This window comes from Cupriavidus sp. CP313 (assembly GCF_054072015.1).
Genome location: NZ_JBSVZB010000001.1, coordinates 442,252 through 468,061 on the forward strand (window position 1 = coordinate 442,252; position 25,810 = coordinate 468,061).

At 67.9% G+C, this 25,810-nt stretch carries 27 protein-coding genes and 1 pseudogene; 19 read left to right on the forward strand and 9 right to left on the reverse strand.

Annotation, left to right across the window (positions count from 1 at the left end):
* The 3 genes from ACW4E8_RS01970 to ACW4E8_RS01980 all read left to right on the forward strand — a co-directional run bounded on the left by ACW4E8_RS01970 (position 1) and on the right by ACW4E8_RS01980 (position 2,028).
* Positions 1 to 342: a flagellar protein FliT gene (locus ACW4E8_RS01970; RefSeq protein WP_456802974.1), complete on the forward strand. Its 342-nt coding sequence runs from the start codon at positions 1 to 3 to the stop codon at positions 340 to 342.
* Positions 343 to 412: 70 nt separating this feature from the next.
* A complete protein-coding gene (fliK, locus tag ACW4E8_RS01975) occupies positions 413 to 1,738 on the forward strand; it encodes a flagellar hook-length control protein FliK (RefSeq protein ID WP_456802975.1) in 1,326 nt (441 codons plus the stop codon).
* Complete coding sequence (locus ACW4E8_RS01980) at positions 1,735 to 2,028, forward strand: EscU/YscU/HrcU family type III secretion system export apparatus switch protein (protein WP_456802976.1); 294 nt, start codon at positions 1,735 to 1,737, stop codon at positions 2,026 to 2,028. Before fliK ends, ACW4E8_RS01980 begins: the two co-directional genes overlap by 4 nt.
* An 83-nt stretch (positions 2,029 to 2,111) precedes the next feature.
* Here the strand turns inward: ACW4E8_RS01980 and fliE are convergent, their stop codons facing one another.
* Positions 2,112 to 2,435, reverse strand: coding sequence for a flagellar hook-basal body complex protein FliE (gene fliE / locus ACW4E8_RS01985; RefSeq protein ID WP_041688225.1), 324 nt, complete (start codon positions 2,433 to 2,435; stop codon positions 2,112 to 2,114).
* 407 nt (positions 2,436 to 2,842) lie between these two features.
* Between fliE and fliF the strand changes: the two genes are divergently transcribed.
* The 10 genes and pseudogenes from fliF to ACW4E8_RS02035 all read left to right on the forward strand — a co-directional run bounded on the left by fliF (position 2,843) and on the right by ACW4E8_RS02035 (position 11,829).
* On the forward strand, positions 2,843 to 4,573 hold the full coding sequence (fliF, locus tag ACW4E8_RS01990) for a flagellar basal-body MS-ring/collar protein FliF (RefSeq protein ID WP_456802977.1): 1,731 nt from the start codon (positions 2,843 to 2,845) through the stop codon (positions 4,571 to 4,573).
* Entirely contained in the window at positions 4,560 to 5,570 is a 1,011-nt protein-coding gene (gene fliG, locus ACW4E8_RS01995; RefSeq protein ID WP_456802978.1) for a flagellar motor switch protein FliG, read from the forward strand. The genes fliF and fliG overlap by 14 nt, the downstream gene beginning before the upstream one ends.
* Positions 5,557 to 6,375, forward strand: coding sequence for a flagellar assembly protein FliH (fliH, locus tag ACW4E8_RS02000; protein ID WP_456802979.1), 819 nt, complete (start codon positions 5,557 to 5,559; stop codon positions 6,373 to 6,375). The genes fliG and fliH overlap by 14 nt, the downstream gene beginning before the upstream one ends.
* Positions 6,368 to 7,843 (forward strand): flagellar protein export ATPase FliI, encoded by a 1,476-nt coding sequence (gene fliI, locus ACW4E8_RS02005; protein ID WP_456802980.1) that lies wholly within the window; start codon positions 6,368 to 6,370, stop codon positions 7,841 to 7,843. The genes fliH and fliI overlap by 8 nt, the downstream gene beginning before the upstream one ends.
* Positions 7,821 to 8,279, forward strand: coding sequence for a flagellar export protein FliJ (gene fliJ, locus ACW4E8_RS02010; protein WP_316155955.1), 459 nt, complete (start codon positions 7,821 to 7,823; stop codon positions 8,277 to 8,279). The genes fliI and fliJ overlap by 23 nt, the downstream gene beginning before the upstream one ends.
* Before the next feature lie 26 nt (positions 8,280 to 8,305).
* On the forward strand, positions 8,306 to 9,724 hold the full coding sequence (locus ACW4E8_RS02015) for a flagellar hook-length control protein FliK (RefSeq protein WP_456802981.1): 1,419 nt from the start codon (positions 8,306 to 8,308) through the stop codon (positions 9,722 to 9,724).
* Between the two features lie 199 nt (positions 9,725 to 9,923).
* Positions 9,924 to 10,094, forward strand: a pseudogene (locus ACW4E8_RS02020) (type II toxin-antitoxin system HicA family toxin); the annotation flags it as partial.
* 51 nt (positions 10,095 to 10,145) lie between these two features.
* Positions 10,146 to 10,562 carry a type II toxin-antitoxin system HicB family antitoxin gene (locus ACW4E8_RS02025; protein WP_456803028.1) on the forward strand — a complete coding sequence of 139 codons (417 nt, stop codon included), beginning with the start codon at positions 10,146 to 10,148 and terminating at the stop codon, positions 10,560 to 10,562.
* Between the two features lie 31 nt (positions 10,563 to 10,593).
* Positions 10,594 to 11,256 carry a DNA oxidative demethylase AlkB gene (gene alkB, locus ACW4E8_RS02030; protein WP_456802982.1) on the forward strand — a complete coding sequence of 221 codons (663 nt, stop codon included), beginning with the start codon at positions 10,594 to 10,596 and terminating at the stop codon, positions 11,254 to 11,256.
* Between the two features lie 84 nt (positions 11,257 to 11,340).
* Positions 11,341 to 11,829 carry a GFA family protein gene (locus tag ACW4E8_RS02035; protein WP_456802983.1) on the forward strand — a complete coding sequence of 163 codons (489 nt, stop codon included), beginning with the start codon at positions 11,341 to 11,343 and terminating at the stop codon, positions 11,827 to 11,829.
* 59 nt (positions 11,830 to 11,888) lie between these two features.
* Here ACW4E8_RS02035 and cysK read toward each other — a convergent pair whose 3' ends face one another.
* Positions 11,889 to 12,806 (reverse strand): cysteine synthase A, encoded by a 918-nt coding sequence (cysK, locus tag ACW4E8_RS02040; RefSeq protein ID WP_078201148.1) that lies wholly within the window; start codon positions 12,804 to 12,806, stop codon positions 11,889 to 11,891.
* Between the two features lie 427 nt (positions 12,807 to 13,233).
* Between cysK and ACW4E8_RS02045 the strand changes: the two genes are divergently transcribed.
* Entirely contained in the window at positions 13,234 to 15,393 is a 2,160-nt protein-coding gene (locus ACW4E8_RS02045) for a glycosyltransferase family 2 protein (protein WP_456802984.1), read from the forward strand.
* On the forward strand, positions 15,390 to 16,121 hold the full coding sequence (gene bcsS, locus ACW4E8_RS02050) for a cellulose biosynthesis protein BcsS (protein ID WP_456802985.1): 732 nt from the start codon (positions 15,390 to 15,392) through the stop codon (positions 16,119 to 16,121). The genes ACW4E8_RS02045 and bcsS overlap by 4 nt, the downstream gene beginning before the upstream one ends.
* A gap of 131 nt (positions 16,122 to 16,252) precedes the next feature.
* Here bcsS and ACW4E8_RS02055 read toward each other — a convergent pair whose 3' ends face one another.
* From ACW4E8_RS02055 to ACW4E8_RS02065, 3 genes are all read right to left on the reverse strand, one after another.
* Positions 16,253 to 16,882 (reverse strand): DUF938 domain-containing protein, encoded by a 630-nt coding sequence (locus ACW4E8_RS02055; protein WP_013953965.1) that lies wholly within the window; start codon positions 16,880 to 16,882, stop codon positions 16,253 to 16,255.
* Positions 16,883 to 17,010: 128 nt separating this feature from the next.
* A complete protein-coding gene (locus tag ACW4E8_RS02060) occupies positions 17,011 to 17,523 on the reverse strand; it encodes a GNAT family N-acetyltransferase (protein ID WP_456802986.1) in 513 nt (170 codons plus the stop codon).
* A 110-nt stretch (positions 17,524 to 17,633) separates the two neighbouring features.
* A complete protein-coding gene (locus ACW4E8_RS02065; RefSeq protein ID WP_456802987.1) occupies positions 17,634 to 19,619 on the reverse strand; it encodes a PhoX family protein in 1,986 nt (661 codons plus the stop codon).
* Between the two features lie 295 nt (positions 19,620 to 19,914).
* Here ACW4E8_RS02065 and ACW4E8_RS02070 point away from each other — a divergent pair, with 295 nt between their 5' ends.
* Together ACW4E8_RS02070 and ACW4E8_RS02075 are read left to right on the forward strand one after the other, a co-directional pair.
* Positions 19,915 to 20,532 (forward strand): IMPACT family protein, encoded by a 618-nt coding sequence (locus ACW4E8_RS02070; RefSeq protein ID WP_456803029.1) that lies wholly within the window; start codon positions 19,915 to 19,917, stop codon positions 20,530 to 20,532.
* Positions 20,525 to 20,839: a 2Fe-2S iron-sulfur cluster-binding protein gene (locus ACW4E8_RS02075; RefSeq protein WP_456802988.1), complete on the forward strand. Its 315-nt coding sequence runs from the start codon at positions 20,525 to 20,527 to the stop codon at positions 20,837 to 20,839. Before ACW4E8_RS02070 ends, ACW4E8_RS02075 begins: the two co-directional genes overlap by 8 nt.
* Positions 20,840 to 20,895: 56 nt before the next feature.
* On the opposite strand, the gene ACW4E8_RS02080 is transcribed toward ACW4E8_RS02075, so the two are convergent.
* Positions 20,896 to 21,993: an extracellular catalytic domain type 1 short-chain-length polyhydroxyalkanoate depolymerase gene (locus tag ACW4E8_RS02080; RefSeq protein WP_456802989.1), complete on the reverse strand. Its 1,098-nt coding sequence runs from the start codon at positions 21,991 to 21,993 to the stop codon at positions 20,896 to 20,898.
* A gap of 131 nt (positions 21,994 to 22,124) precedes the next feature.
* On the opposite strand from ACW4E8_RS02080, the gene ACW4E8_RS02085 reads away from it, so the two are divergent.
* Both ACW4E8_RS02085 and ACW4E8_RS02090 read left to right on the forward strand, forming a co-directional pair.
* Positions 22,125 to 22,325 (forward strand): DUF3606 domain-containing protein, encoded by a 201-nt coding sequence (locus ACW4E8_RS02085; protein WP_010810704.1) that lies wholly within the window; start codon positions 22,125 to 22,127, stop codon positions 22,323 to 22,325.
* A 302-nt stretch (positions 22,326 to 22,627) separates the two neighbouring features.
* Positions 22,628 to 23,377 carry a carbonic anhydrase gene (locus ACW4E8_RS02090; RefSeq protein WP_456802990.1) on the forward strand — a complete coding sequence of 250 codons (750 nt, stop codon included), beginning with the start codon at positions 22,628 to 22,630 and terminating at the stop codon, positions 23,375 to 23,377.
* Between the two features lie 31 nt (positions 23,378 to 23,408).
* On the opposite strand, the gene ACW4E8_RS02095 is transcribed toward ACW4E8_RS02090, so the two are convergent.
* From ACW4E8_RS02095 to ACW4E8_RS02105, 3 genes are read right to left on the reverse strand one after another with little or no spacing between them, the layout of a single operon-like run.
* Positions 23,409 to 24,161, reverse strand: a complete 753-nt coding sequence (locus ACW4E8_RS02095) for a sulfite exporter TauE/SafE family protein (protein ID WP_456802991.1) — start codon at positions 24,159 to 24,161, stop codon at positions 23,409 to 23,411.
* Positions 24,162 to 24,174: 13 nt separating this feature from the next.
* Positions 24,175 to 24,531, reverse strand: a complete 357-nt coding sequence (locus ACW4E8_RS02100; protein ID WP_456802992.1) for an antibiotic biosynthesis monooxygenase family protein — start codon at positions 24,529 to 24,531, stop codon at positions 24,175 to 24,177.
* Positions 24,532 to 24,557: 26 nt separating this feature from the next.
* On the reverse strand, positions 24,558 to 25,682 hold the full coding sequence (locus ACW4E8_RS02105) for a cytochrome P450 (protein WP_456802993.1): 1,125 nt from the start codon (positions 25,680 to 25,682) through the stop codon (positions 24,558 to 24,560).
* Positions 25,683 to 25,810: the final 128 nt, after the last annotated feature.

Here is a 25,810-nt window from a genome sequence, read left to right on the forward strand (position 1 = left end):
ATGGATTCCCTTCCCAAGTTTTCCCCGATCGTGGACTGCTACGAGGAAATCCTCGCGCTGTCGGCACGGATGCACGAGGCCGCCCAGGCAGCTGACTGGGACACCGTCACCGAGCTGCAGCAAGGCTACCTGGCCCAGGTGGACCGCCTGCGCCAGATGGACCACGAGGCACCGTTCTCCGATGCGGAACGCATGCGCCGCTACCAGTTACTGGACCGCATCCTCACTTACGACGCCCGCATCCGTGACCTGGCCATGCCGCAACTGAAGAAGCTCGGCGACATGCTGACCAGTTCACGCCGCCAGTTCGAACTGTCCGCCGCCTACGGCGCCACCGCCTGACGCAGCCTGACCGCTGCGCTACTCCCTGCGGCGGGCCGGAAAGCCCGCCGTCTGCATTCACGCGACCCGTATGACCGGCATCCATCTGCCTCCAGGCCTGGCACCCGGTCAGGCCCCGGACCCACAACCGCTGCGCACGGCGCTTGCCATCGACAAGCTGGCGGCGCTGCAGCCCGTGCCCGAGGCCACCGAGTCGAATGTCCAGAACTCCACCGGCCAGGCGATCCGCCACAGCCAGCAGGCCACCGGCGCCAACGCCTTGGCAGGCCAGGCTACGTTGCTGCCGGGCACTTCGACGCAGGAATCGCTGAGCGCGGCGGCGCGCGCCATCCTGGCGGTGATGGACGGTACCGACGCGCAGCCGGTACGCAGCGCCGGCCCGCTGCTGGCCGCCGCGCCCACGCCGGCTTCGGCGCAGGCCGCCGCGGCGGCCCTTGCCAACACGGTCGGGCAGAGCGGCCTGTTCTACGAATCGCACCTGGCGCAGTGGGTTGCCGGCGCGCGCGCGTTGCCCGGCATCCGCCAGGAACCGCAGGCGCAAGTACCGGTGCCGGCCCGAGCGGCTGCCCCAGGTGGCACTGCGCAAGCCGCTGCAACGACGCTGCCGTCTGCGCTGCTGACTTATGCCGGCGGTGCCGCAGCGGCAGAGCCGGTGCGGCCGTCAGCGCCGCCGCTGATTCCGGCCTCGCAGGTGCTGGCTGAAGCGCTGGCCTCGGCCGGCAATCCGCGCGTGGCCCACAGCCATGCGGCGGCGGAACAGGCGCTGCGGCAAGGCAACGCCACCACGGCGGCCTACAGCCGCGAAGCCGCTGCCGAACCGGGCGCCCAGCGCCAGTCCGCCGCGGCGCTGGCCACGCAGGCCTACCAGACCACCGCGGAGGCTGGCGCGCGCACTGCTGCGCCGGACAGCCTCGCTCCCCACGCGGCGCGCGCCGCCGTGGGCCCTCCGGACACCGCCTCGGCGGACGCCGGCCGGCAGGCCGCGGCAGCCGGCCCGGCCATCCATCCGGCGACCGAAGGCGTGGTCCGCCAGCAGCTGGAACTGCTCGCCACGCAGCAGTTCCGCTTTGCCGGCGAAGCCTGGCCCGGCGTGCCGATGGAGTGGGAGTTGCTGCGCCCCGATGCGGATGGGGCCGCGCAGGGCCATGACGACAGCGCCCGGCCATGGTCCAGCCGGTTGCGGCTGCAATTGCCGAGCCTCGGCATCGTCGAAGCGGTGCTGACACTGGGACCGGCAGGGCTCGACGCCCGCGTGGCAACGCCCGAAACCGATGTCGCGGCGCGTTTCATCGCGGCGCGGCCGCTGCTGCGCAACCAGCTGGAGGCCCAGGGCATCGTGCTGCAGCGCCTGAGCGTGCAGACCCAGGACAACATGACGGAGGGAGAGGCGCGATGAGCGAAGCGGCGGAAGACCGCGGCACGGCAATCGCGCTGTCCTACCAGCACAGCGACAGGGCCCCGCGCGTGGTCGCCAAAGGCTACGGCGTGGTGGCCGAAGCCATCATCGCCCGCGCGCGCGAAGCGGGCGTCTATATCCACGATTCACCCACCCTGGTGAACCTGCTGATGCAGGTCGACCTGGACAGCCACGTGCCGCCGCAGCTCTATGTGGCCGTGGCAGAGCTGCTGGCGTGGATCTACCACCTTGAAGCGGGCATGGACGCAGGCGCTGAAGCGCAGGCCTGACCCGGCAGGCCTTCCTGACGACAAGAGCCCCTGGCCGCTTGCGCGCGCCAGGGGCTCTTTGCTTTCGGGGCAGGCCGGTGGCCTTACACCGCCATATTCATCATTTCCTGGTAAGCCGCCACCAGCCGGTTCCGCACCTGCACTCCGGTCTGGAACGACACATTAGCCTTCTGCAGGTCGATCATCACGTCATTGAGCGCCACGCCGGGCTTGCCCAGCTCGAACGCCTCGGCCTGGCCGTAGGCGCGTTCCTGCGCGGCGTTGATGCGGCCCAGCGAGCGCTGCAGCTCGCCGGCAAAGCCGCCGCCGACCGGCGCGGCGGACTGGCTGGCACTGTTGCCCGAGGCAACCTGGGACATCCCGCGCAGTTGCTGCAGCATGCCCTCGATGGAAGAGATAGTGGTCATATGGCTCGTCGTATGCCGGTCCACCGGCAGAGTTCGTCTTGTGGCGCGCCCCTTGCATCACATAACAGCCTGCCGGCAGGCGGGCCTCAGGCGGTTCGCACCCAGTTTCAGCCCCCGCAGAGTACCCGCCGGTGCCGCCCCTCCATGGGCCGAAATCGGACAAAAAACCGCGTCTATTCGCCGGATTGTCAGGCTCAAGTCTGGCCGATCATTGCCACCGTGCCGGAAGAGCGCGGGCTGTCGTCCCGTGCTGGCTCCGGAAATCACTAGACAACCATCGATTCGGGAGTACGCGTGTTTTCTCTGCAGCGTAATGTGAGCCGTGCCGTGAGCCGCGCCGACGACCAAGGCGGTCAGCATCGCCCGTGCCGTCGCGAGCATCGCGGCGCCGGATCCGGAGCACGCGCATGACCGCGGCCGTGGCACTGCCCGGGCGCCCGGCAGAAGTGATCGAGCGCCTGAAGGCCAACCCGAAGCTGCCGCTGATGCTGGCCGGCGCAGCCCTGGCCGCGGCCATCGCCGTGGGTGTGCTGTGGTCGCGCAGCCCGGACTACAAGGTGCTGTACAGCAACCTGTCCGAGCGCGACGGCGGCGCGGTGCTGCAGTCGCTGCAGCAGATGAACGTGTCGTACAAGTTCGCCGAAGGCGGCGGCGCGGTGATGGTGCCGGCCGAGAAGGTCCACGAGATCCGCCTGCGGCTGGCGTCGCAGGGCCTGCCCAAGAGCGGCACGGCCGGCATGGAGCTGATGGACAACCAGAAGTTCGGCATCAGCCAGTTTGCCGAGCAGGTCAACTACCAGCGCGGGCTCGAAGGGGAGCTGGCGCGCTCGATCGAGTCCATCGCCGCGGTGCAGTCCGCCCGCGTGCACCTGGCCATCCCCAAGCCGACGCTGTTCGTGCGCGAGCGCCAGAAGCCGACCGCGTCGATCGTGCTGCAGCTGTACCCGGGCCGCGCCATCGATGAAGGCCAGGTCGCGGCCATCAGCCACCTGGTGTCGTCCAGCGTGCCGGAGCTGACGCCCAAGTCGATCTCGATCGTCGACCAGCACGGCAACCTGCTGTCGAACACCGGCAACGAGCGCATGCTCGACGCGACCCAGCTCAAGTACGTCCAGGCGCTGGAGCAGAACTACCTGAAGCGCATCGAAGCGATCCTGACGCCGATCGTCGGCAAGGACAACGTGCGCGCGCAGGTGACCGCCGACGTGGACTTTTCCATCGTCGAGCACACCGACGAGAGCTACAAGCCCAACCAGGACCCGACCCGCTCGGCCATCCGCAGCCAGCAGACCAGCGAATCGACCCAGCAGGGTGCCACGCCGCCGGGCGGCGTGCCCGGGGCGCTGTCGAACCAGCCGCCGGCCGCCGCCGCCGCTCCCGTGACCACGCCGCAGACACCGCGTGCGGGCCAGGCGCCGGGACAGGCCGGTGCTCCGGCAGCTGGGCAACCGGGACAGCCGGGGCAAGCTGCCCAGCCGGGCCAGGGGGCTCAGGGCGCCAATTCCACGGCTTCCAGCGGCCCCAGCAGCAATCGCCGTGACTCCACCGTCAACTACGAGCTGGATCGCTCCGTGCGCCACGTGCAGCAGGCACCGGGCGGCGTGCGCCGCCTGTCGGTGGCGGTGGTGGTCAACTACCGCCAGCAGGCCGATGCCAAGGGCAAGCTCGTGGCCGAAGCGCTGCCGCCGGCACTGCTGGCGCAGATCCAGAACCTGACCAAGGAGGCGATGGGGTTCTCGGCCGACCGCGGCGACTCCATCAACGTGGTCAACAGCCCGTTCACCGCCGAGCGCGAGAAGGCCGCGCTCGAGGTGCCGCTGTGGAAGCAGCCCGACATGATTGAGCTGGGCAAGACCCTTGCGGGCTACCTGCTGCTGGCACTGCTGGCGCTGTTCGTGTGGTTCAAGGTGGCGCGCCCGATCCTGCGCCGCTACACCTCGCCGCCGCTGCCGGCACCGGAAGCCAGGGACGAGACCGAGGCAGTGCTGCTGCCGCCGGACGAGCCCGCCAACCCGGAAATCCTGCGGCTTGCCGCCAAGTATGAAAGCGACCTCGCGCTGGTGCGCGACGCCGCACAGCGCGACCCGCGCCTGGTCGCCAGCGTGATCAAGAACTGGATTGCCAATGACAACCGCTAAGGGCATCTCCGAATCTGGCCTGCAAAAGAGCGCCGTCCTGATGATGGCGATCGGCGAGGATGCCGCGGCCGAGGTGTTCAAGCACCTGTCGCAGCGCGAAGTGCAGGAGCTGGGCTCGGCCATGGCCACGCTCAGCTCGGTCACCCGCGAGGAAATGGCCGAGGTGCTGGGCGAGTTCCGCTCCGAGACCGAGCAGTACCTGGCACTGAACGTCGATTCCAACGCCTTTATCCGCAGCGTGCTGAACAAGGCGCTGGGCGAGGAACGCGCCCAGTCGGTGATTGAAGACATCCTGGAATCGCGCGATCCGGGCGGCGGCATCGACTCGCTGAACTGGATGGACGCCACGGCCATTGCCGAGCTGATCCGTGAGGAGCACCCGCAGATCATCGCCACCATCCTGATCCACCTGGACCGCCAGAAGTCGTCCGAAGTGCTGGGGCTGTTCACCGACCGCCTGCGCAACGACGTGATCCTGCGTATCGCTACCTTCGGCGGCGTGCAGCCGGGCGCGCTGCAGGAACTGACCGACGTGCTGACCAAGCTGCTGGCGGGCCAGAGCCTGAAGCGCAGCCGCATGGGCGGCGTGCGCACCGCGGCCGAGATCATCAACCTGATGAGCACCGCGCACGAAGAGGCGGTCATCGACGGCGTGCGCCTGCACGACGGCGACCTGGCGCAGAAGATCATCGACGAGATGTTCCTGTTCGAGAACCTGCTGGAGGTCGACGACCGCGGCATCCAGCGCGTGCTCAAGGAAATCGCCACCGAGTCGCTCATCGTCGCGCTCAAGGGCGCGCCGCAGGAACTGCGCGACAAGTTCATCCGCAATATGTCCACCCGCGCCGGCGAGATGCTGCGCGAGGACCTGGACGCGCTGGGCCCGGTGCGCGTGTCGCAGGTCGAGGCCGAGCAGAAGGCCATCCTGCAGGTGGTAAGACGCCTGGCGGATGCGGGCGAAGTGCAGATCGGCGGAGGCGACGATGCCTATGTCTGAGGCAAACCCTGAGCGCGGCCAGGCCGCACGCCGCGCGCCGCGCGGCGACCCGCTCTCTTCCCTTGCCGGCAACGGCGCGGCCGCCGAGCCTGGCGGCTTTGCGCCGTTCGAGCCCCCGCGCCGCGCGCGTGGCGGCGCAGCCGGCTGGCAGCGCTGGCAGATGGGCTCGCTCGATCCCCGGGATATGGCGCCGCCCGAAGCCCTGGCCGCCATGCCATCCGAGCCCGCACCGCCGCCGATCGACTTCGAGGCGCTCGACGCGATGCGCGAAGGCGCGCGCAAGGAAGGCTATGCCCAGGGCTACACCCAGGGGCAGACCCAGGGCTACGGCGACGGCCACCGCGAAGGCTACGCCCGCGGCCTGGAAGCCGCACGCAACGAGGCCACGCAGCTGCAGGCGCTGGCCACCAACTTCCGCAGCGCGCTCAGCGGCGTGGACGACCAGGTCTCGCGCGCGCTGGTGTCGCTGGCGCTTGACGTGGCGCGCCAGCTGGTGCGCTCTGCCCTGGCAGACGACCCCGCGGTGCTGCTGCCGGCCGTGCGCGAGCTGCTGACCAGCGAACCCGCGCTGTGCGGATCGCCCAGCCTGCTGCTGCATCCCGACGACGTGGCGCTGGTGGAAACCCACCTGCATGGCGAACTGGCGGCCGCCGGCTGGACCGTGCGCGCCGATCCGTCGGTGGCGCGCGGGGGCTGCATCGCCAGCGCCGCCAGCGGCGAGCGCGATGCCACGCTGCCCACGCGCTGGACGCGCGTGGTCAAGGCGCTGGGCCGCGACGATCCATGGGAGCCACCACATGCCTGACGCCGCCGAGCAGGCCACGCCCGCGCCGGATCCCGCGCTGGCCCATGCGCAACGCTGGATCGGCGCGCTGGACAGCGCCGCGGCCGGCATCGCCGGGCTCGACAGCAAGCGCAGCTGCGGCCGCCTTACGCGCGCCGCGGGCCTGGTGCTGGAAGCCGTGGGCCTGCGCCTGCCGGTGGGCAGCGACTGCCTGATCGAGCTGCCCGCCGGGCAGTTCACCACCGACAGCAATGCCCCGCGCACCGCGGAAGCGGAAGTGGTGGGCTTTGGCGCCGACCGGCTCTACCTGATGCCGCAATCGGACGTGGTGGGCTTGCTGCCGGGCGCACGCGTCTACCCGCTGGAACCATCGCCGCAGCCGGCCGGCATCACCACGCCGCGCGAACCGGGCTCCAAGCGCCTGCCGGTTGGCGCCGGCCTGCTGGGCCGCGTGCTGGATGCCGCGGGCCGCCCGCTCGACGGGCTGGGCCCGATCACCGCCGCCATGGAAGTGCCGCTGGCCGGCGAGCAGATCAACCCGCTGATGCGCGCGCCGATCGAGACTGTGCTCGATACCGGCGTGCGGGCCATCAACGGCATGCTGACCGTAGGACGCGGCCAGCGCATGGGCCTGTTCGCGGGATCGGGCGTGGGCAAGAGCGTGCTGCTCGGCATGATGGCGCGCTATACCAGCGCCGACGTGATCGTGGTCGGCCTGATCGGCGAACGCGGCCGCGAAGTGAAGGAGTTCATCGAGAACATCCTTGGCCCCGAGGGCCGCGCACGTTCGGTCGTGGTGGCCGCGCCGGCCGATACCTCGCCGCTGCTGCGCATGCAGGGCGCGGCCTACGCCACGCGCCTGGCGGAGTATTTCCGCGACCAGGGCCAGCATGTGCTGCTGATCATGGATTCGCTAACGCGCTACGCCATGGCGCAGCGCGAGATCGCGCTGGCCATCGGCGAACCGCCGGCCACCAAGGGCTATCCGCCCTCGGTCTTTGCCAAGCTGCCGACGCTGGTCGAGCGCACCGGCAACGGCCCCGAAGGCGGCGGCTCGATCACCGCGTTCTACACGGTGCTGACCGAAGGCGACGACCAGCAGGACCCGATCGCCGATTCCGCGCGCGCCATCCTGGACGGCCATATCGTGCTGTCGCGCAGCCTGGCCGAATCCGGCCACTACCCGGCCATCGACGTGGAAGCATCGATCAGCCGCGCCATGACCGCGCTGATCCCGAACGCGCAGTTCGGCTCGGTGCGCCGCTTCAAGCAGCTGATGTCGCGCTACCAGCGCAACCGCGACCTGATCAGCGTGGGTGCCTATGTGCCGGGCAACGACCCGGAGCTGGACCTGGCGATGCGCCTGCACCCGCGCATGGAGGCTTTCCTGCAGCAAGACATCCACGAGCGCGCCGGCTACGACGACGCCATCGCCCAGCTTCACAGCCTCTTCGACAGGAGTGAACATGCTCAAGCATTCACCGCTTAATACGCTGGCTGACCTCGCCCAGAACGATACCGACGCCGCCGCGCGCGAGCTGGGCAGGCTGCAGGGACTGCGCACGCAGGCTGAGCAGCAGCTCAACCAGCTCACCGAGTACCGCCATGAGTACCGCGCGCGCATGCAGGTGGTGGCCGCCGAAGGCATGACCTCGAGCCGCTGGCAGGATTTCTCGCGCTTTCTCGATTCGCTCGACCATGCCATCCGCCAGCAGGGCGCGGCGCTGGCAAAGGCCGAAGCCGACCTGCTGGCAGGGCGCAACCATTGGCAGCACCAGAAGCGCCGCCTGAACTCGTTCGACACGCTGATCGCGCGCGCCGAAGCAAAGGAAGACCAGGTTGCCGCGCGCCGCGAACAGCGCGCCAACGACGAATACGCCGCCCGCCTGGCCCGCACCACGGCCAGCCGCCTGAGCGAAGCCTGACCCGGGCCACACCCGTAGCCAACCCCATGATCGATATCAGCCAGATTGTCAGCAGCGCCGCCAATGCGGTCGAGGGCGCCAGGCGCGCCACCGCCGACGCAACCGCGAGCGGATTCGGCGACGCGCTGTCGCGCGCCCGCGAAAGCAACAAGGCCCCCGCGCCGCCGGCCAGGGAAACCGCCGCGCGCGACCAGCCCGCATCCCGCCAGCCCGCGGCGCAGGCCGATGCCGGCAAGCCGCAGCCAGCCGCCGCGGCCGGCAAGAAGCCCGCGGCCGGCCACAAGGATGAAGACCAGGACCAGGACGACACCGCGGCGGCCACGCCGACGGATGCCGCAGCCGCTGCCGCAGCGGCCCTGGCACTGATGCTGCCTGCCGCCGCCCCGGCCAGCCCTGCTGCCGCACCGGGCGCGCCAGGTTCCGCCCTCGCCGGCGTAGCCGACACCGGCGGCGCCGCCGCACTGCAGGCGGCGCTGGCAAATGCCACGCAGCCGGCCACGGCAGATGTCCAGGCCGATGCCACGCCGGCAGCCGCCACGCCGCTGCCGGACACGCTGCAGGTCGTCACCACCGAAGCCCGGCCCGCACAGCCTTCGGTAGCCGACACGCTGGCCACCATCGCGTCCCAGCGCGCCGCAATGCAGGCCAGCACCAGCGCAGGCACCGACGGCAAGGCCGGCACGACGCAGGCCATCCGGGGCGACGTGCTGGCCGTCCAGCAGCAGGACACCAGCGGCCAGTCCGCCGGCGGATCGGGCAATCGCCCGGACAGCGGCATCGCCCAGCACCGCGCCGATCCGCTCGCCGCCAACCCCGGCACGGCGAATGCCAGACCCGTGGCAACGCCGTTCGCCGTCGCGCAGGCTGCCGCCCGCACCGGCGAGGCTGCCGCGGCCAGCCCCGACAACACACAAGCCGTGGCCGCCGCGCTGGCCGGCCAGGCCGCCCCGTCGGCTACTGCAGCCGCTGCGGCCGCCCGTCCCGTGGTCACCCCGCCGCTGTACGACAGCCAGTGGCCGCAAGCCCTCGGCCAGCAGATGATCCGCCTGAGCACGCAAGGCCAGCAAAGCGCCGAACTGCAGCTGAACCCGCCCGACCTCGGGCCGCTCAAGGTCGTGCTCAACGTGGTCAACGATCAGGCCCAGGCCCAGTTCGTCTCGCCCCACCAGGCCGTGCGCGCCGCGGTGGAAGCGGCGCTGCCGCACCTGCGCACCGCGCTGTCGGAAAGCGGCATCCAGCTTGGCCAGACTTCGGTGGGGGCAGACGGCTTTGCCAGCCAGGCGGGCAATGGGAACGGGCAGCAACAGCAAGCGCCGGGGAATGGGCGCGGGCAAACCAGCTTTGGTGCCGGCACGCTGGCGGCTGTTGAACCGGCGGCAGTGGCCAGTACGACCGCCCGTCCCGCGCGCGTGCTTGGGCGTGGCGAGATCGATACGTTTGCCTGAGTTCGCGCTGTGTAGCGCGTGGTGATTGCGCGCCACGGAAGAAAGCAAGGCCGCCCGACGGGCGGCCTTTGTCATGTCAGCGGCGGGGCAGTTCATGTATTTCGCTCACAATCCTGCAACCAGATTTAACGGATTGCTGCTAGAATCAGTAAACATTTTTGCTTACCCTTGATTTCCCCTGAGGTGCAGGAGAATTCGGGTGAAGCAGAGTGAATTCCGGCGATGGCTCGCCGGACAGGGCGCCACCTTCAGTGAAGGCGCGAAGCATGTGAGGGTGTATCTCAATGGCAGGCAGACCACGCTGCCACGGCATCCCAGCCACGAGATCCGGGAGGGGTTGCGCAAGGCGATTCTCAAGCAACTCGGCCTGAGTCTTCAATCTCACGCCCCAACGTGCCCTTGTCGTCAAAGGAGTCCCAATATGCTGCGTTTCCCTGCCAACATCGTCCCGGACGACGGTGGCTTTGCTGTGTCGTTTCCCGATATCCCCGAAGCCCTGACCAGCGGCGACACCATCGAGCAGGCCCGCGAGATGGCCGCCGATGCGCTCGCCACGGCCATGGAGTTCTATTTCGAAGATGGCCGCCCGGTGCCGCTGCCGTCAAAGGCAAAACGCGGCCAGCATCTGGTCGAGCTGCCGGCCAGCGTGTCGGCGAAGGTGCTCCTGCTTAACGAGATGCTCGCGCAGGGCGTGACGCAGGCGGAACTGGCGCGCCGGCTGAATACGCGCAAGCAAGAGGTGCAGCGTATCGTCAACCTGGACCATGCGACCAAGATCGATACGATCGAGGCCGCATTCCGGGCGCTGGGGAAGCGGCTGGAACTGACGGTCGCCTGACCGCGCCAAGACGCCGGCAATCCTCCACCTCATGACTTTCGACCTGTTCGACGACCTGCCACCGAGCGGCCCGGCCAGCCCCGCCATCGAACCCCTCGCCGACGGCGCCGTAGTCCTGCGCGGCCTGGCCCGTGCGGATGCCGAAGTGCTGCTGGCCGACGTCCAGGCCATCATCGCGCTTGCCCCCTGGCGGCACATGATCACCCCCGGCGGGCTGAAAATGTCGGTGGCGATGGTCAACTGCGGCACGGTCGGCTGGGTCTCCGATGCGCGCGGCTATCGCTATGACCCCGTCGATCCGCTGAACGGAAAGCCGTGGCCGGAGATGCCGGCGAGTTTCCGGCAACTGGCCACCACCGCGGCGGCGCAAGCGGGCTTTGCCGGTTTCGAGCCGGATGCCTGTCTGATCAATCGCTATGAGCCCGGCACCCGGCTCTCGCTGCACCAGGATCGCGACGAGCGCGATTTCAGCGCGCCCATCGTCTCGGTCTCGCTGGGGCTGCCCGCGGTGTTCCTGTTCGGCGGCATGCGCCGCGCGGACCGTCCGCAGCGGGTGCGGCTGGCGCATGGCGACGTGGTGGTGTGGGGCGGGCCGTCGCGGCTGACCTTCCACGGCGTGGCGCCGCTGGCCGATGGCGACCATCCGCTGCTGGGGCGGCTGCGCATCAACCTGACATTCCGCAAGGCGCTCTAGCCATCACCGCCGCCTTGGCACTTTGCCCGGGGTTTTCTACAGTCAATGGACTGTCCTGAACGCCACCGTGCAAAGGCCCACACCATGCATCTAGACGGCTCCTGCCATTGCGGCGCCATCCATTTCTCGCTCGAGTCCGATTCCCCCTATCCCTATATGCATTGCCATTGCTCGATCTGCCGCAAGACCGCGGGGAGCGGCGGCTACGCGATCAACCTCGGCGGCGATGCCGCCACGCTACGCGTGCGCGGGCGCAAGCACCTGGGCGTCTATCACGCGGTGCTGCGCGAGCCAGGCAAGCGCGCGCGGCGCTCGCCGGCGCAGCGGCATTTCTGCGTGAAGTGCGGCAGCGCGCTGTGGCTGTGGGACCCGCGCTGGCCGCACCTGGTGCATCCGCATGCATCGGCCATCGACACAGCGCTGCCGCGCCCGCCGGAGGTGGTAGAGGCTGCGCTGGATTCTGTCGCGCCCTGGGTCGACGTGCCCAAGGGCAAAGGCCATGTGCACTGCCGCACCTGGCCGGATGAATCGCTGGCGGACTGGCACAAGCGGCACGGCCTGTTGTCGCGCTGAGCGGCTGCCCAAAGCGTTCTGAGCGCCCGGGCCGCACGGGCCGGGGCGCTCATGCCTGCTTAGGCGGGCAGGAACCCTTCGACGGTCAGGTAGCGCTCGCCGGTGTCGTAGTTGAAGCCCAGCACGCGCGCGTTGGCCGGCAGCTCGGGCAGCTTCTGCGCGATCGCTGCCAGCGTGGCGCCGGACGAGATGCCGACCAGGATGCCTTCCTCGCGCGCGCAGCGGCGTGCCATCTCGCGCGCGGGCTCGGCATCGACCTGGATCACACCGTCCAGCAACGACGTATCGAGATTCTTCGGGATAAAGCCCGCGCCGATGCCCTGGATCGGGTGCGGCGCCGGCGCGCCGCCGGAGATCACCGGCGAGGCCACCGGCTCGACGCCGAACACCTTGAGCTGCGGCCACTTGTCCTTGAGCACCCTGGCGCAGCCGGTCAGGTGGCCGCCGGTGCCGACGCCGGTGATCAGCACATCCAGCCCCTCGGGGAAGTCATTCAGGATTTCCTGCGCGGTGGTGCGCACGTGCACGTCGACATTGGCCGGGTTCTCGAACTGCTGCGGCATCCACGCGCCCGGCGTGGCGGCGACCAGTTCCTCGGCGCGCGCGATCGAGCCCTTCATGCCCTTCTCGCGCGGGGTCAGGTCAAAGGTGGCACCATAAGCCAGCATCAGGCGGCGGCGCTCCACCGACATGCTGTCCGGCATCACCAGCACCAGCTTGTAGCCCTTGACCGCGGCCACCATGGCCAGGCCGATGCCGGTATTGCCCGATGTCGGCTCGATGATGGTGCCCCCCGGCTTGAGCACGCCGCGGCGTTCGGCGTCTTCCACCATCGACAGCGCGATGCGGTCCTTGATCGAGGCGCCCGGGTTGCTGCGCTCTGACTTGATCCAGACCTCGTGGCCGTTGCCGAACAGCCGGTTGATGCGGATATGCGGGGTATTGCCGATCGTCTGCAGGATGTTCTGGACCTTCATCGTGTTCTCCGTGGCGGGCGCGATGCCGCAGGCCTGTAAGGCACTGGCATCGCAGGATCGAATGACGGGACGATTCTAGAGCAAAGCGCCACGCAGGCGGAACGCTTCATGCCAGGATCGTATCGTCTGCAATGCCCTCCTTAACCATTGACCGTATGCCCTGCGCAGGCCACCGCTCAATCGCGCAGGCGCTCGGCGATCAACTCACGCAACAGTGGAATCTGCGCGTAGATTTTGGTCACTAGCCAGCTCGTCCCCGCCTCTGCCTTAAATGATCTTCATATCAGAAATAAACAACAACCGTCTGATGCGACATGAGGTCGTCAAAGAGCTCCCGCCTATGGCACCATGCGGACTAGTCGCATGACTATGCCGACATAGGTCTCCGCTTGTAGCTCGACGGGCAAGGCGCCCATTGGAAGCCAACATGAAGACTGAGCAGCCCAAACGCTATATCGCCTGGCTAGTGGCCGTCTACGTGTCTTGCGGATTCGCGTATCTCGCCTGGCGCGTAGGAACCGTCAACATGGACGCGCCGTGGCTGTCTCTGCCGTTGTATGCCGCTGAAGTCTACGGTTATCTGAGCGGACTTCTGTTCGTGCTGATGACCTTTCGGCTCAGCGTGCGGGAGGTAGTACCGCCGCCAGCGGGAATGAAGGTCGATGTATTCGTGCCCACTTACAACGAGTCCGTGGACCTGCTGCGCCGTACGCTGCTGGCGGCCACGCGGATGGAGTACCCGCATGTTACCTGGCTACTGGATGACGGCCGGCGGCCAGACATGCGCAAGCTGGCCGAGGATCTGGGCTGCCGCTACCTCGCCCGCGATAACAACTCCCACGCCAAGGCCGGCAACCTGAACCACGCGCTGCAGTTCTGCGAAGGCGAATTCATTGCGATCTTCGACGCCGACCATGCTCCTCGCAAGGACTTCCTGGTGAAGACACTGGGATTCTTCCGCGATGCGGGCGTTGCGTTCGTGCAGACACCGCAAGACTTCTTCAATATCGACTCGTTCAACCACCGCATCGGCAAGAAGCGAGTCTGGGATGAGCAGGCGCTCTTCTTCAAAGTCATACAGCGCGGCAAGGACGCACTGAATGCGGCCTTCTTCTGCGGCAGTTGTGCGGTGATCCGACGTTCCGCGGTGGAGAGAATCGGCGGCTTCGCCACCGAGACCGTTACGGAGGATGTGCATACGGCCGTCAAGCTGCACAAGCTGGGATTCAAGTCTGTGTACTACGCCGAATCACTTGCCTTTGGCCTGGCGCCGCACAGCATTGACACCTACCTGAAGCAGCGCATGCGTTGGGGAATGGGAGCGATGCAGGTGTTCCGGCGCGAAAAAATTCTTTTCAGCCGGGGCCTGACGCTGGGCCAGCGACTCAATTATTTCGCGTCGGCACTTTTCTTCTTCGAAGGTTGGCAGAAGCTTGTTTTCTTTCTGACACCGCCGGCAGTATTTCTCTCGGGCGTCCTACCCATCGTCTCATCGCTCAACACTTTCCTGCTGCTGTTCTGCCTGTACTACCTGCTGTCGATGCTGGTTCACCTTGAGCTGGGACGCGGCTACAACTCGCTGCTTCTCAGCGAGCAGTACGCCATGACACGATTCTTTGCCTTCATGTCAACGAGCATTGGACTGTTTCGTCGCAACATCCCGTTTGCCGTGACCGACAAGCAGCTTTCCGATACTGGCAGGATGTGGCTCTGGATGTCGCCGGTGCTGGTGCTGGCGGGGATTACGGCAATCAGCGTGCCAATAGGCCTGTACCGGATGCATACAGGAAGCATTCCGGTCGGTGCAGGCGTCGTCACGCTCATATGGACCTGCGTGACCCTTCTCACGGCAGCGATGGTGACCGTGTACGCTCACCGCCATGCAAGCAACCGCCGCACCGAGTACCGCTTCCCGCTGCGGCTGCCGATCACGCTGACCCTTGATGGCACGTCATACCTTGGCTTGACATCGGACCTTTCCCCCAACGGCGCGCTTTACATCGGGGAACCAATTCCAACGTTATCCCGCGGCGACACGGTAAACATAGCCATCCACCTGCCCAATCTGATCGTATGCGATGCGGCCGCGGCGACGTTCGTCAACCGATCTGCGGCGTGGGCGGAAAAGGCCGCGGCGGGCGTCGCCGGGGAGGCCACAGTGGGACTGCGCTTCAACTGGGATGCGCAGGGCAACACCGGCGCACTCGAGACGTTTCTGTACGGCAGTCGGCTGCAGCTTGAAATGGGCAACCTTTCCGAAACCGAGACTCCGCCTCTTACTCGCCTGGCTGAATTGCTGAGCCGCGACGGGGGCGCGCCACTGCTGACGCAGAACTGGGCGCCGGGACTGCTGATGCAGCCGCTGCGCGCCGGTGTGTTGCCGGTGGTCATTGCCACGATCGAGGGCGCGGCGCCGCTGCTGTTCAGCAGCATCGAACTCGATCTTGACACTGGTGCCACCTTGCGTCGTACCACGAAAGGCATGGCCACGGAACATACGATCAGGCTGACGCCCACGGGCAGGCTAGCGACGCCAACCGGCGATTTTCACCTTTACAACATTACGCCGCACGCGACGACGGTATGAAAGAAAAAAGCCGCATGACGCAGGACACGCGCAAGAATATTCGGGCCGACCATGCTCTCGTCATCGTAACCCTCTGTGGCTCGGCCATCGTCCCGTTGCCGGCTATGGCGGGCACGTTGTTCGGCGGGGCAAGCTTCGCCGGTGGAGGTGAGCGTAGCGAATACGCTGGTGTCACCGGCAATTGGCTGCCGGTGCCCTTCCTCACCCAGAAGCTCGTCGTCAGCGACTACCACTACAAGTACGGCTCTAACGGCACGACGGTGTCAGTGAACGGACAGTCGGCCGAGGCGGCGCTTGGCGTACAGAAAGGCTGGGAGACCGGCTGGGTTGAAGCCACGGCCGGCGCGCGCTATCGCTACAATCGCGTGTCGCCAGAAGGCGCCGATAACCGTGCCGACGGCGGCGAATGGGGCCTGGCATTGACAGTCCTCGGCCAGCAGGAGTTCGCGCAACACTGGGCTGTCAACGGGATCGCGAGCTACAACATCGGGCCTAAGGCGTATTGGGCGCGCGGCCGGATTCTCTACAAGATTTTCGGCGATGCGTGGGCCGGAGCGGAGGTCATCAAGCATGGCGATCCGTTTTACCACTCCACGCAGGGCGGTCTGGTGCTGACCGGCATCTCGCTCGGCCAGACCGTGAAGCTTGGCTTCTATGGTGGTGTCAAGAAGACCGGTGGGCAGCCTCGCGCATTCTATGGCGGGCTGGAAATCAGCAAGGCGTTCTGATGGCGCTTGTGCCGCACACATACGGCTGCGGGTGCGGCGCACGGCGTTGCTGTTGACGGGAACGAGTGGGCGCCGCTGAATCCGGGGAAGATCATCGCAGGTGCCCCAAAGCGCCCGAAAAAATACGCTAACTATTTGATTCCATTGACATGGAACGTTAGGCTGAAGTTGTTGGCCGGCATTGGCACCGGCTCGTCGCAGCGCATGCCCTGTGCCTCGCCCAGCGCGATCACGGCTTCCATGTCACGCACGCCCCAGTCGGGATCGGTGGCGCGCAATTGCGCGTCGAAGGCCGCGTTGCTGGGCGCCGTATGCGCGCCGCCGCGGCGATAGGGGCCGTACAGGAACAGCACGCCGCCAGGGCCCAGCAGCTTGCCGGCGCCCTCGAACAGCGCCTCGGCCGCGGCCCACGGGGCGATATGGATCATGTTGATGCACACCACCGCATCCGCGGCATCGATGCCCCACGGCTGGCGGCAGACATCCAGCGCCAGCGGCGCGCGCACATTGGCCAGGCCCGCATGCGCGGTCCAGGCTGCGATCGACGCGCGCGCGGCGGCTTCCGGATCGCTTGGCTGCCAGGTCAGTCCCGGCAGTGCTGCGGCAAAGTGCACGGCGTGCTGGCCGGTGCCGCTGGCAATTTCCAGTACTGTGCCGCTGGCGGGGAGCACATTGCGCAATACCGCAAGGATAGGCTCGCGGTTGCGCTCGGTGGCGGGCGCCATGCGGCGTGCATCGGGGTCTTGGGTCGAGCCGGTCATGATGGCACGCTCAGCGGGGGAAAGCGCTTAGCGTAGCAGAATCGGCGCGCCGGGGGCGCGCTGCCCTGAGGGCAGCGTGTCAGCTGATGAAGGACGGCAGCACGGGCAGGATGTGATGCCGCAGTACGTCAACGGTGCCCCGGAATCCGGTAGATCAAGCGCTCAAACTTGCGCGTCGTGGCCTGGCCCACGACCGTGCCGCCAAGCGACTCTGCGATCCGGCGGCTGGGCCAGTTCTGTTCGGCCACGGGATAGACCAGGTGCGCCGGCGACAGGTTGTCCTGCGCCCATTGCGCCAGCGCGGTGACCGCTTCCAGGCCGAAGGCATGGCCGTGGCAGTCCTCGCGGATCCAGATGCCGAGTTCCGGCGCGGGCGTGTCGGCGTGGTGCAATCCCGCCAGCCCAAGGAACAGCCCGTCGCCGGCTCGCCGGATGGTGAGCACAAATTCCGAACCTCGCGCCATGCCTGCCAGCCAGCCTTGCCACACGGCTTCGAAAGCCGCCGGCGTGGGCGATGGCTCCCAGTCCATGAATCGGGCAAGTGTCGGGGTGATGCAGGCAAACGCCTCGGCTGCATCGTCGCCACGAAAGGGCAGCAGGCTGAGGCGCGCGGAGTGGATGTGCGGAAGCTGGTCAGGCATGACGGGCGGGAGGCTGGGCATGAGCCGGAGTTGCCATGTTAGACGATCGTGCCCCAACAAAAAACGGCGGGCCGAAGCCCGCCGCCCTCATCCTGGCACTGCGCTACGCGTCAGGCCTTGGCCAGCCTGACGCCGGTCGGATCGGCCGTCAGGTAACCCACGGCGGCACCGAAGCGGTCCTTGTAGTTGGCCATCACCTTCGCTTCAAGCGCGGGCCGGACCTTGTCGTGCAGCGGCGTCTCCCAGTCGCCAACGTGCTGGAAGTTGCTCATCACGTAGGTCCAGCCGTTGATCTCGTCCACCGCGTGCAGGCCGGTGGATTCGGCGCCGACCGGGCACGACAGCACGCGGCTGAGCACCTTGGTATCGACGTTGTACGCCCACAGGAAGTTGTTGACGTGGGTATTGCTGTCCTCGCCGACAAACAGGGTGCGCAGCTTTTCCGAGAACTTCAGGTTGTCGGGCGTGGCGACCTTGTCGGGGTTGGCAAAGTTGCCCAGCGCATCCTGCTGCTTCATCTTGCCGCCGCCCAGGTCTTCGCTGACCAGCGCCGGCACCGCCGCCATGTCGACCGGCACCCATTCGCTGCTGATGGCCGTGCCGGTCTTGTCGGCCTGGCCGCCCTTCAGGTTCAGCTCATAGACCGCGCCGGAGTACGGGCCTTCCACCTGGATATCGCCGGCGTTGGCGGCGTTGCCCGTGAGCATGCTCGACTCGATGCGTGACATCGCCGAGTAGGCCTTCTTGTCCTTGATGTTGACCGTGGTGCCTTCCATCTTGGTGAAGCCCAGGCTGCCGCCGACCAGTGCGGCGTAGCGGTGCGTTTCCAGGAACGCCGCGGCCTTTTCCATGCCCGGCATCAGCTTCACCCAGTTCGGCTTGCCGTTGTAGAGGATGCGGGTGTAGCTGACATCTGCCGGATCGGCGGTCTTGACGTCCATGATGTCGGCCAGCTTGATGCCGCCGTCGACCAGCGCGCGGATTTCGGCACTGGTGGCGCTGCCCAGCTTGATCCACGACAGCGTGGCGCTGCCCGGGCCCACGCCCGAGGTCTGGTGCCACTTGGCCACGTACAGCGTGCCGGACGACAGGTCGCGGGCGCGGTCGGCGATAAACAGGAACAGGCCGCCGTTGGTGGCATCGTCGCCCATCAGCACGGTGCGCTCGTCCGGCATGACCTGCACCAGCTCATGCGAGATGCGGCCCAGGCAGTAGTGCTTCTTGATGGTGCCGGTGCCGTCCGGGTTGACCGTGACTTCCGGCAGGTGGCCGTAGTTGTAGGCGTTGGCGCGCGCCGGGTCGCCGTACAGGTTCTGGCTGTAGCCCTGCAGCTGCGTGACCGCGCTGGCGTTCAGCAGGTCGGTCTCGTACTCTTCGCTCGACAGGTGGGTGTTCCACGGCGACAGGCTGGCGCCGCAGGTGATCCACAGGCCGTTGACGCCCGAGGTATCGACGTTGTGGTACTTGACCGGGGTCAGCTTGCCGGTGGCCGGGTCCTGGTCCAGCGTCACCACGGCGATGGGCGACGGCAGCAGGCCGTACATGCTGGCATTGCCCTGGTTGCGCGTGGTGTACTCGAACTGCACCACCGCAAACACTGTCTTGCCCTTGACGCCGGGTACGGTCGGGTTGGCCAGGGTCAGCAGCGAGCTGCCGTCCGGCGCGTCGGAGAAGAACTGGCGTTCCTTGCCGGCCACGGAGGTGTCCAGGATCGGCTTGTTGTTGATGTCGTAGTAGCCGCCGGCCAGGATGGTGCCGCCCTTGCCGTCGGGCAGGGTGTCGCCGGTGATGAAGAACGGCTGGTAGGCCAGCTTGTAGGTCTGGCTGCTGCCGTCGCTGAACGACACCTTGAGGCTGGAGCCCACCGTGGTGGTCGCCATGGCGTCCGGCGTGGCCAGCGTCGGCGCGCTCATGCCGACGAACTCGGCCGTGGTGAACGTGGCGGCCTGGGCCGGCGGAAGCGGCGCGGCGACAGCGTCGTCGCCACCGCCGCAACCTGCCAGCAGGCCGCTGGAGGCAAGGCCAAGCGGCAGCATCGGCGCGCCGGCCAGGAGCTTCAGGGCCTTGCGGCGGCCAGCATTGGGTTGTTCAAGCATGTTCTCGATCCGGGGAAGAGGAAGGGATATGTTGTTCACTGCGTATTTGCGCCGGACCCGCGGGCGGGGCCGGGCACCTGTTGGCACAGGCGGGCGGCGGGCGGCATTGCGCATGGCCGGAGCGGATCGTAGGCGCAGTTTGTGACAACAAGTTGACGATACGACACAAAAGCGGCGCTCTCGGCCAGGCCCCGGATGCCGCTGCGGTACACTCGCCCTTTGCATCCGCGGCTCCACAGGCGCGGATCCGTTGAATGCCGGCAGCCTCCGTTTCTGCCCCCTTCCGTCCTTCCGCTTGCCCACCTACACGCTAGCCACCCCCGTCCGGGCCGAGATCGAAATCCGCAAGAGCCGCTTCCTGGCGCTGGCGCTGCCCGTTGCCGACCGTGAGGCCGCCATGGCGGCGCTGCAGGCGCTGCGCGTCGAGCACCCCACCGCCACCCACGTGTGCTGGGCATTGCTGGCTGGCGGCGCCTCGGGCATGTCCGACGATGGCGAGCCCTCCGGCACCGCCGGCCGGCCCATCCTGGAAGTGCTGCGCCACCATGACCTGGACGGCGTGCTGGCGGCGGTGGTGCGCTATTACGGTGGCGTCAAACTGGGGGCGGGCGGGTTGGTGCGCGCTTACACCGATGCCATCGCGGCCGCGCTGAAAACGGCCGAGCGCGTGGAACGCATCGCCTACGCCACCCTGACGGTGTCAGTCGACTATGCCGACGAGCCGCGCGTGCGCCGCTGGCTCGACTACGAAGCGCAGCCGGGCTGCACGCTGGCCGGCACCGCCTATGGCGCGCTGGCCACGCTGGTCCTGCGCATGCCCGCAACCCAGCTCGACGCCGCGCGCGACGCCCTGCGCGACGCGACCCACGGACGCGCCCAATTCCCGGAAGCGGAGGATGAGGCCCATGGCTGAACGCGAGCCGGTGGCGCCGGACGACCGCGCGGAATTCACCGCAAGCGTGCTGCCAGGCAATACCCGCTTCGCCGCGCCGGCGGCGTTGAGCCTGCTGGAAGCTGCCTTGCTCGAAGGCGTGGCGCTGCCCAACTCCTGCCGCAACGGCACCTGCCGCGCCTGCGCCAGCCGGCTGCATGCGGGGACGATCCGCTATCGGATCGAATGGCCGGGGTTGAGTCTGGATGAGAGGGAAGAGGGGCTGATCTTGCCGTGTGTGGCTTGTCCGGCCAGTGATGTGGTGTTTGAGCCTGTCAGTTTGGGGTAGGGCTCAGGCCTGAAGAGAACCTTAATCACCCGTTGTGCGGCGTCAAGATTACTCTCTCACCCCCCAACCGCCAGAAAAAGCCGCAACGCCACCTTCAACCCATCCGGCCCCGCCGGATCGGAGAACGCCTGGCCGCCTGCCCCGCCGCTCCAGGCGTGACCCAGGCCCTCGATCCGCACCAGGCGCACGTAAGGCGACTTTCCCTCCGTCCAGTCGGACACATCCATCGCACGGCGCATGCCGCGCTGGATGCGCCGTGCCGGCACCGCGGACAGCGGGTGCGCATCCTCGGGCTGCAGGTGCATCCACATGCCCGCCGCGGCGGTCGCGTTGCTGAAGTCGACCACGTGGTCGGCATCGCCATGCAGCAATAGCAGCGGCGGCGGGCGGCGCCCCGCCAACCCGAGCCGCAGCGCCTTCATGGCCTTGGCATCGGGCCCGCGCCCCCCGCGCATGGCACGCGCCGCCTGGGCGGCATTGGTGGCGCTCCAGGGCACCGCGCCGGAGTGCGATCCCACTGCGGCAAAGCGTTCAGGGTAGCGCAGCCCCAGCATCAGCGCCATCGCGCCGCCCGCGGACAGCCCCAGCACGCTGATGCGGTCCGCGGCAACCGGATGGACGCGGCAAGCCTGGTCGATCAGCGCCATCAGCAGCCCGGCTTCGACGCCGCCCTGCGCGGCGGGCCGGAACCAGTTCCAGCAGCGCTGTGCGTTGGCCTGCGAGGTCTGTTCAGGCAGCAACACCACCCAGCCGGCTTCGCGCGCCACCGCGGCGGCGCGCGTGACCGCGGCAAAGCTGGCGGCGTCCTGGCCGCAGCCATGCAGCAGCACCAGCATCGGGGCGCGCCGCGACGCCGTGATGCCGGCCGGCACGAAGATGCGGTAGCGGCGCGGTGCCAGTGGCGCGCCCCATGCGCCTTCCTCCCAGCGCCCGCTGCCGCGGCTCTGCGGCGCCTGCACCGGCGATACCACGCCCGACAGTGCGCGCTGTGTGGCGGCCGTGACTGCAGCCGATTGCTTCACCGCGTTGCGCACGATGGCCTCGGCCATCGGCCCGGTCAGGTTCTGGTTGACGGCGCGCTGCATGCGGCGCGCATTGCGGGCCGCGGCCTTGTTCAGCGTGGACCAGAGTTTTGCACCGGATGAGCGCGGCATGCGGCGTCCTGTCACTTGGGTAACCCGTACATCATATGCGCAAGCTCAGGCCGTCTTGCATGCAACGCGCGCCGGATGACTGCCTACAATGCAAGGGCCGTGTCGCCCCGAGACATGGACAGGAGGCAAGCATGAGCGATGTGACAAACGAGTTCAGGCCCCTGGATCCGGGCCGCATCAACCTGATGGATCCGCTTGAAGTGCAGTACTGGTGCCGGGAGCTGGGCTGCAGCACCAGCGACCTGGAGAACGCCGTCGATGCCGCGGGCGACCATATCTCCGCGGTACGCGCGCAACTGGAGTCGAACCAGGCCGGCGCGCGGCCTGGCTGAAATCCCGAGACAAACGGTGGCAGGCAGGCATCCCCGGCTGAGCGGGGATGCCTGTGGAGCGTGCCACGCGAGATGTCGGCGCCGTGTCCGTTCCATGACGGCATGCGCGGCACGCATCAATCGCATGCGTGCATGCAGTCCATACCCTTGTTAAATGCAGTGCATACCAATGTCTTATTCGCTGGACGACGGTTTTGCTGCATGATTTCCGGCCCGGGCAAAGATCCGGCACTCAAGACTGGGACAGCTGGATAACACCACGTCGGAAACCAAGGGGTTACCAACACTAGGACGCATCGACAATGAACATCAGGCTGCCGATTATCACGGTTTGCACCGCCTTGCTTGCACCTGCCACGTGGGCCGGCAATGACCCGCACTGGAGCTATACCGGACCCACCGGTACCAGCCACTGGGCCAAACTCGACCAGGACTACAAGACCTGTGCGCTGGGCAAGCACCAGTCGCCCATCGATATCCGCACCGGCAAGGTCCAACCCGCGGACCTGAAGCCGATCGTCTTTGACTACGCCGCGGCGCCCGCCACCGTGGTCAACAATGGCCACACCGTACAGGTCAACCTGCCCGCCGCGGGGCAGATCGAACTCGACGGTGTGCCCTACAAGCTGCTGCAGTTCCACTTCCATACGCCCAGCGAAGAGAAGATCAACGGCAAGACCTATCCGCTGGTCGCGCACCTGGTGCACCAGAATGCAGAAGGCAAGCTGGCGGTGGTGGCGGTGCTGTTCAAGTCCGGGCGGGAGAATGCGGCGCTGAAACCCGTCTTCGCGAGCCTGCCGGCCAAGGCTGGAGCGTCGCGCGAACTGACGGCGCCGCTGGATGTGGCGGCGTTGCTGCCGGCCCGGCAGTCGTACTGGGCCTTCACCGGCTCGCTGACCACGCCACCGTGCAGCGAGGACGTGCGCTGGCAGGTGCTCAAGACCCCGGTGGAAGTGTCGCCGGCGCAGTTGGCCGCATTCCGCCAGCTTTATCCGATGAACGCCCGCCCGGTGCAACCGTTGAACGGCCGCACGGTGCAGGCCAGCCACTGAGCGTGCAGGGCGGGGAGCATTGCGGGCTTGATCACAGCCCGCGCAGCGCCAGTTCGCCGCCCAACACCAGCAGCCCGCAGAAGAACAGCTTGCGAAAGCGCTCGGCGCTGATCCGGTGGCGCAGCCACTGGCCCAGGAACATGCCGCCGAGCGCCGGCACCAGCGCCAGCGCCGAGGCGCCCAGCACGGGCATGTGCAGCAGCGACCCGCCCATGGCCAGGCTCACCGCCAGCGCAATGGTCGATACCGTGAACGACAGCCCGAGCGCCTGCACCAGGCTTTCCTTGTCCAGCCCGAGCCCCTGCAGGTAAGGCACGGCGGGAATCACGAACACACCGGTCACCGCCGTAATGCCACCCGTGACCAGCCCGATCAACGGTCCGAGCCACCGCTCCGCCCCTGCCGGCACCACCAGCTTCACCGCTGCCAGCCCGACCACCGCGTACAGCACCAGCGCCACACCCAACGCCGAGGTAGCGTGCGTCATCATGCCGGCCGGCACCCATGCCGCACACAGCCAGGTGCCGGCGCAGATCGCCACCAGCATCGGCCACAGCCGTTGCATCAGTTGCCCGAAGCGCGGGCCGCCGAACAGCTGCACCACGTTGGTCACCATCGACGGCGCCACCAGCAGCGCCGCCGCCTGCGCGGGCGGCATCACCAGCCCCAGCATGCCCACCGCAACCGTGGGCAAGCCCAGGCCCACCACCCCTTTGACAAAGCCTGCCAGCAAGAACGTCATGCCGATAAAGGCGGCTTGGGTGGCGATCGCTTCCATCGTCATCGCTGCTCCCCCTTCATTCCGCCTTGTGGTCATGCACCGCGCGGCTGTCCGCCGGCGCCTGGTCGCGCTCATTCAGCCCGTAGTCGCGCAGCACCTGCGCCACGCGCAGCCGGTAGCCGGCAAACACGCCGCCGCGACCGGCCGCCTGCGCCTGGCGATGCGCCAGCGTATTGCGCCAGGCGATCACCGCGGCCTCGTCGCGGAAGAACGACAGCGACAGCAGCTTGTTGGGGTTGGTCAGGCTCTGGAAGCGCTCCACCGAGATAAAGCCGTCGATGGCTTCCAGCTGCGGGCGCAGCTGCGCGGCGATGTCGAGGTAGTTGTCCTGCCGGCCCGGCGCGGGCTCGACTTCGAAGATGACTGCGATCATGTTGTCTCCTGAGGCAATGGCGGGGATCAATGGAAATGCGGAATGCGCGCGTTCAGCGACGGACGATAGCGGAATGCCTGCGCCAGCGCGGCCGGGTCGGCACCACGCGCACGCAGCGCCGCCACCGTGGCAGCAGCCAGCGCCTGCGCCAGGCGGTCGCCGGGACAGGCATGGCGGCCGTGGCCGAAGGTCCATGGCCGCTCGCCGGCTGCGGCACCACTGCTAGACGCCGCGGCCAGCAGCACCAGCACCGCATCGCCGGCCTTGACGGCGTGGCCGCACAGCTGCGCATCGGCGGCCAGGAAGCGGCGCGTATTCTGCACCGGCGGATCCTCCCGGGCGACCCGCGCCACCACGGCATCGAGCGGCAGCTCTGACTGCGTCGTGTCGCGACCCAGCCGCAGCAGCGTATTCCCGGCCAGCGCTGCAGTGGCTTCGCAGGCCTGCACCAGCAGGCCGATGATGTTGGCGGCGACCGCCTGCGCGTCGATGCCGGCGGCACCGGCTGCCTGCCGCAGCGCCGGCAGCGGCCCCGCGCCGGCCGCCGCATCGGCAAGCCAGTGGCCCAGCCATTGAGCGGCCTCAGCGCCAGCGCGCACTGCCGGTGCATCGGCCAATGGCGACTGCGCGCCGGCAAAGGCCGCAACGCGTTGTGCGACTTCGGCTGCCCGGCTGCCTCCGTTGGCAACTGGCAGGCCAAGCAGGTCGGCGACCGTGATGACCGGCAGCGTGAACAGCCAGCGATTGATGCGCTCGCCGGACTTAGTGGCCCGGGACGCTTCGCCGGCATCGAGCACCGTCGCCAGCACCGTTGCGCGCTGCGCCGCGGCGGCCGCGTCGATGCCCGCCAGCATCGGCATCAGCAGGGCCTTGAGCGGCGCGTGCGCGGCGCCGTCGTTCATCCGGATCAGCCGGCCGAACAGCTCGCCGGCGGCGGTGCCGGCCAGCGCGGGCGGCACCGGCTGTGCGGGCGGCCGCACGCGGCAGTCGGGGTGGGCGAGCACGTCGGCCACTTCCCGTGGGCCGGCGGCGACCCACAGGCCCAGGCGGTCATCGCGGTAGAATGGCTGGCTGGCGGCCAGCTCCCGGTAGTACGGGTACGGGTCGGGATCGGTGACGGCGCTGAGCGGATCGATGCTGGTATCGGGCATGGCGGCACAGTGGATGAAAGTGCTGAGTCCTTGCAATGAACCCAGCGCCCGGGGGCGGGCGGACAGTCGCATCATGCCGCCGCGGCGCAGGCCGAAGATTCATGGTGACATGAACTATCGAATGCAGT

Bases quoted from the DNA above. Each gene is read 5' to 3' on its own strand.
- ACW4E8_RS02015 (WP_456802981.1), top strand. From the start codon at position 8,306: ATGATCGATATCAGCCAGATTGTCAGCAGCGCCGCCAATGCGGTCGAG.
- ACW4E8_RS02060 (WP_456802986.1), bottom strand. From the start codon at position 17,523: ATGCCTGACCAGCTTCCGCACATCCACTCCGCGCGCCTCAGCCTGCTG.
- ACW4E8_RS01970 (WP_456802974.1), top strand. From the start codon at position 1: ATGGATTCCCTTCCCAAGTTTTCCCCGATCGTGGACTGCTACGAGGAA.
- cysK (WP_078201148.1), bottom strand. From the start codon at position 12,806: ATGAAGGTCCAGAACATCCTGCAGACGATCGGCAATACCCCGCATATC.
- ACW4E8_RS02035 (WP_456802983.1), top strand. From the start codon at position 11,341: ATGCATCTAGACGGCTCCTGCCATTGCGGCGCCATCCATTTCTCGCTC.
- ACW4E8_RS02085 (WP_010810704.1), top strand. From the start codon at position 22,125: ATGAGCGATGTGACAAACGAGTTCAGGCCCCTGGATCCGGGCCGCATC.
- ACW4E8_RS02100 (WP_456802992.1), bottom strand. From the start codon at position 24,531: ATGATCGCAGTCATCTTCGAAGTCGAGCCCGCGCCGGGCCGGCAGGAC.
- ACW4E8_RS02025 (WP_456803028.1), top strand. From the start codon at position 10,146: ATGCTGCGTTTCCCTGCCAACATCGTCCCGGACGACGGTGGCTTTGCT.
- bcsS (WP_456802985.1), top strand. From the start codon at position 15,390: ATGAAAGAAAAAAGCCGCATGACGCAGGACACGCGCAAGAATATTCGG.
- fliE (WP_041688225.1), bottom strand. From the start codon at position 2,435: ATGACCACTATCTCTTCCATCGAGGGCATGCTGCAGCAACTGCGCGGG.
- fliG (WP_456802978.1), top strand. From the start codon at position 4,560: ATGACAACCGCTAAGGGCATCTCCGAATCTGGCCTGCAAAAGAGCGCC.
- fliK (WP_456802975.1), top strand. From the start codon at position 413: ATGACCGGCATCCATCTGCCTCCAGGCCTGGCACCCGGTCAGGCCCCG.
- fliI (WP_456802980.1), top strand. From the start codon at position 6,368: ATGCCTGACGCCGCCGAGCAGGCCACGCCCGCGCCGGATCCCGCGCTG.
- alkB (WP_456802982.1), top strand. From the start codon at position 10,594: ATGACTTTCGACCTGTTCGACGACCTGCCACCGAGCGGCCCGGCCAGC.
- fliF (WP_456802977.1), top strand. From the start codon at position 2,843: ATGACCGCGGCCGTGGCACTGCCCGGGCGCCCGGCAGAAGTGATCGAG.
- fliH (WP_456802979.1), top strand. From the start codon at position 5,557: ATGCCTATGTCTGAGGCAAACCCTGAGCGCGGCCAGGCCGCACGCCGC.
- ACW4E8_RS02095 (WP_456802991.1), bottom strand. From the start codon at position 24,161: ATGACGATGGAAGCGATCGCCACCCAAGCCGCCTTTATCGGCATGACG.
- ACW4E8_RS02090 (WP_456802990.1), top strand. From the start codon at position 22,628: ATGAACATCAGGCTGCCGATTATCACGGTTTGCACCGCCTTGCTTGCA.
- ACW4E8_RS02045 (WP_456802984.1), top strand. From the start codon at position 13,234: ATGAAGACTGAGCAGCCCAAACGCTATATCGCCTGGCTAGTGGCCGTC.
- ACW4E8_RS02105 (WP_456802993.1), bottom strand. From the start codon at position 25,682: ATGCCCGATACCAGCATCGATCCGCTCAGCGCCGTCACCGATCCCGAC.
- ACW4E8_RS02075 (WP_456802988.1), top strand. From the start codon at position 20,525: ATGGCTGAACGCGAGCCGGTGGCGCCGGACGACCGCGCGGAATTCACC.
- ACW4E8_RS02065 (WP_456802987.1), bottom strand. From the start codon at position 19,619: ATGCTTGAACAACCCAATGCTGGCCGCCGCAAGGCCCTGAAGCTCCTG.
- fliJ (WP_316155955.1), top strand. From the start codon at position 7,821: ATGCTCAAGCATTCACCGCTTAATACGCTGGCTGACCTCGCCCAGAAC.
- ACW4E8_RS02080 (WP_456802989.1), bottom strand. From the start codon at position 21,993: ATGCCGCGCTCATCCGGTGCAAAACTCTGGTCCACGCTGAACAAGGCC.
- ACW4E8_RS02055 (WP_013953965.1), bottom strand. From the start codon at position 16,882: ATGACCGGCTCGACCCAAGACCCCGATGCACGCCGCATGGCGCCCGCC.
- ACW4E8_RS01980 (WP_456802976.1), top strand. From the start codon at position 1,735: ATGAGCGAAGCGGCGGAAGACCGCGGCACGGCAATCGCGCTGTCCTAC.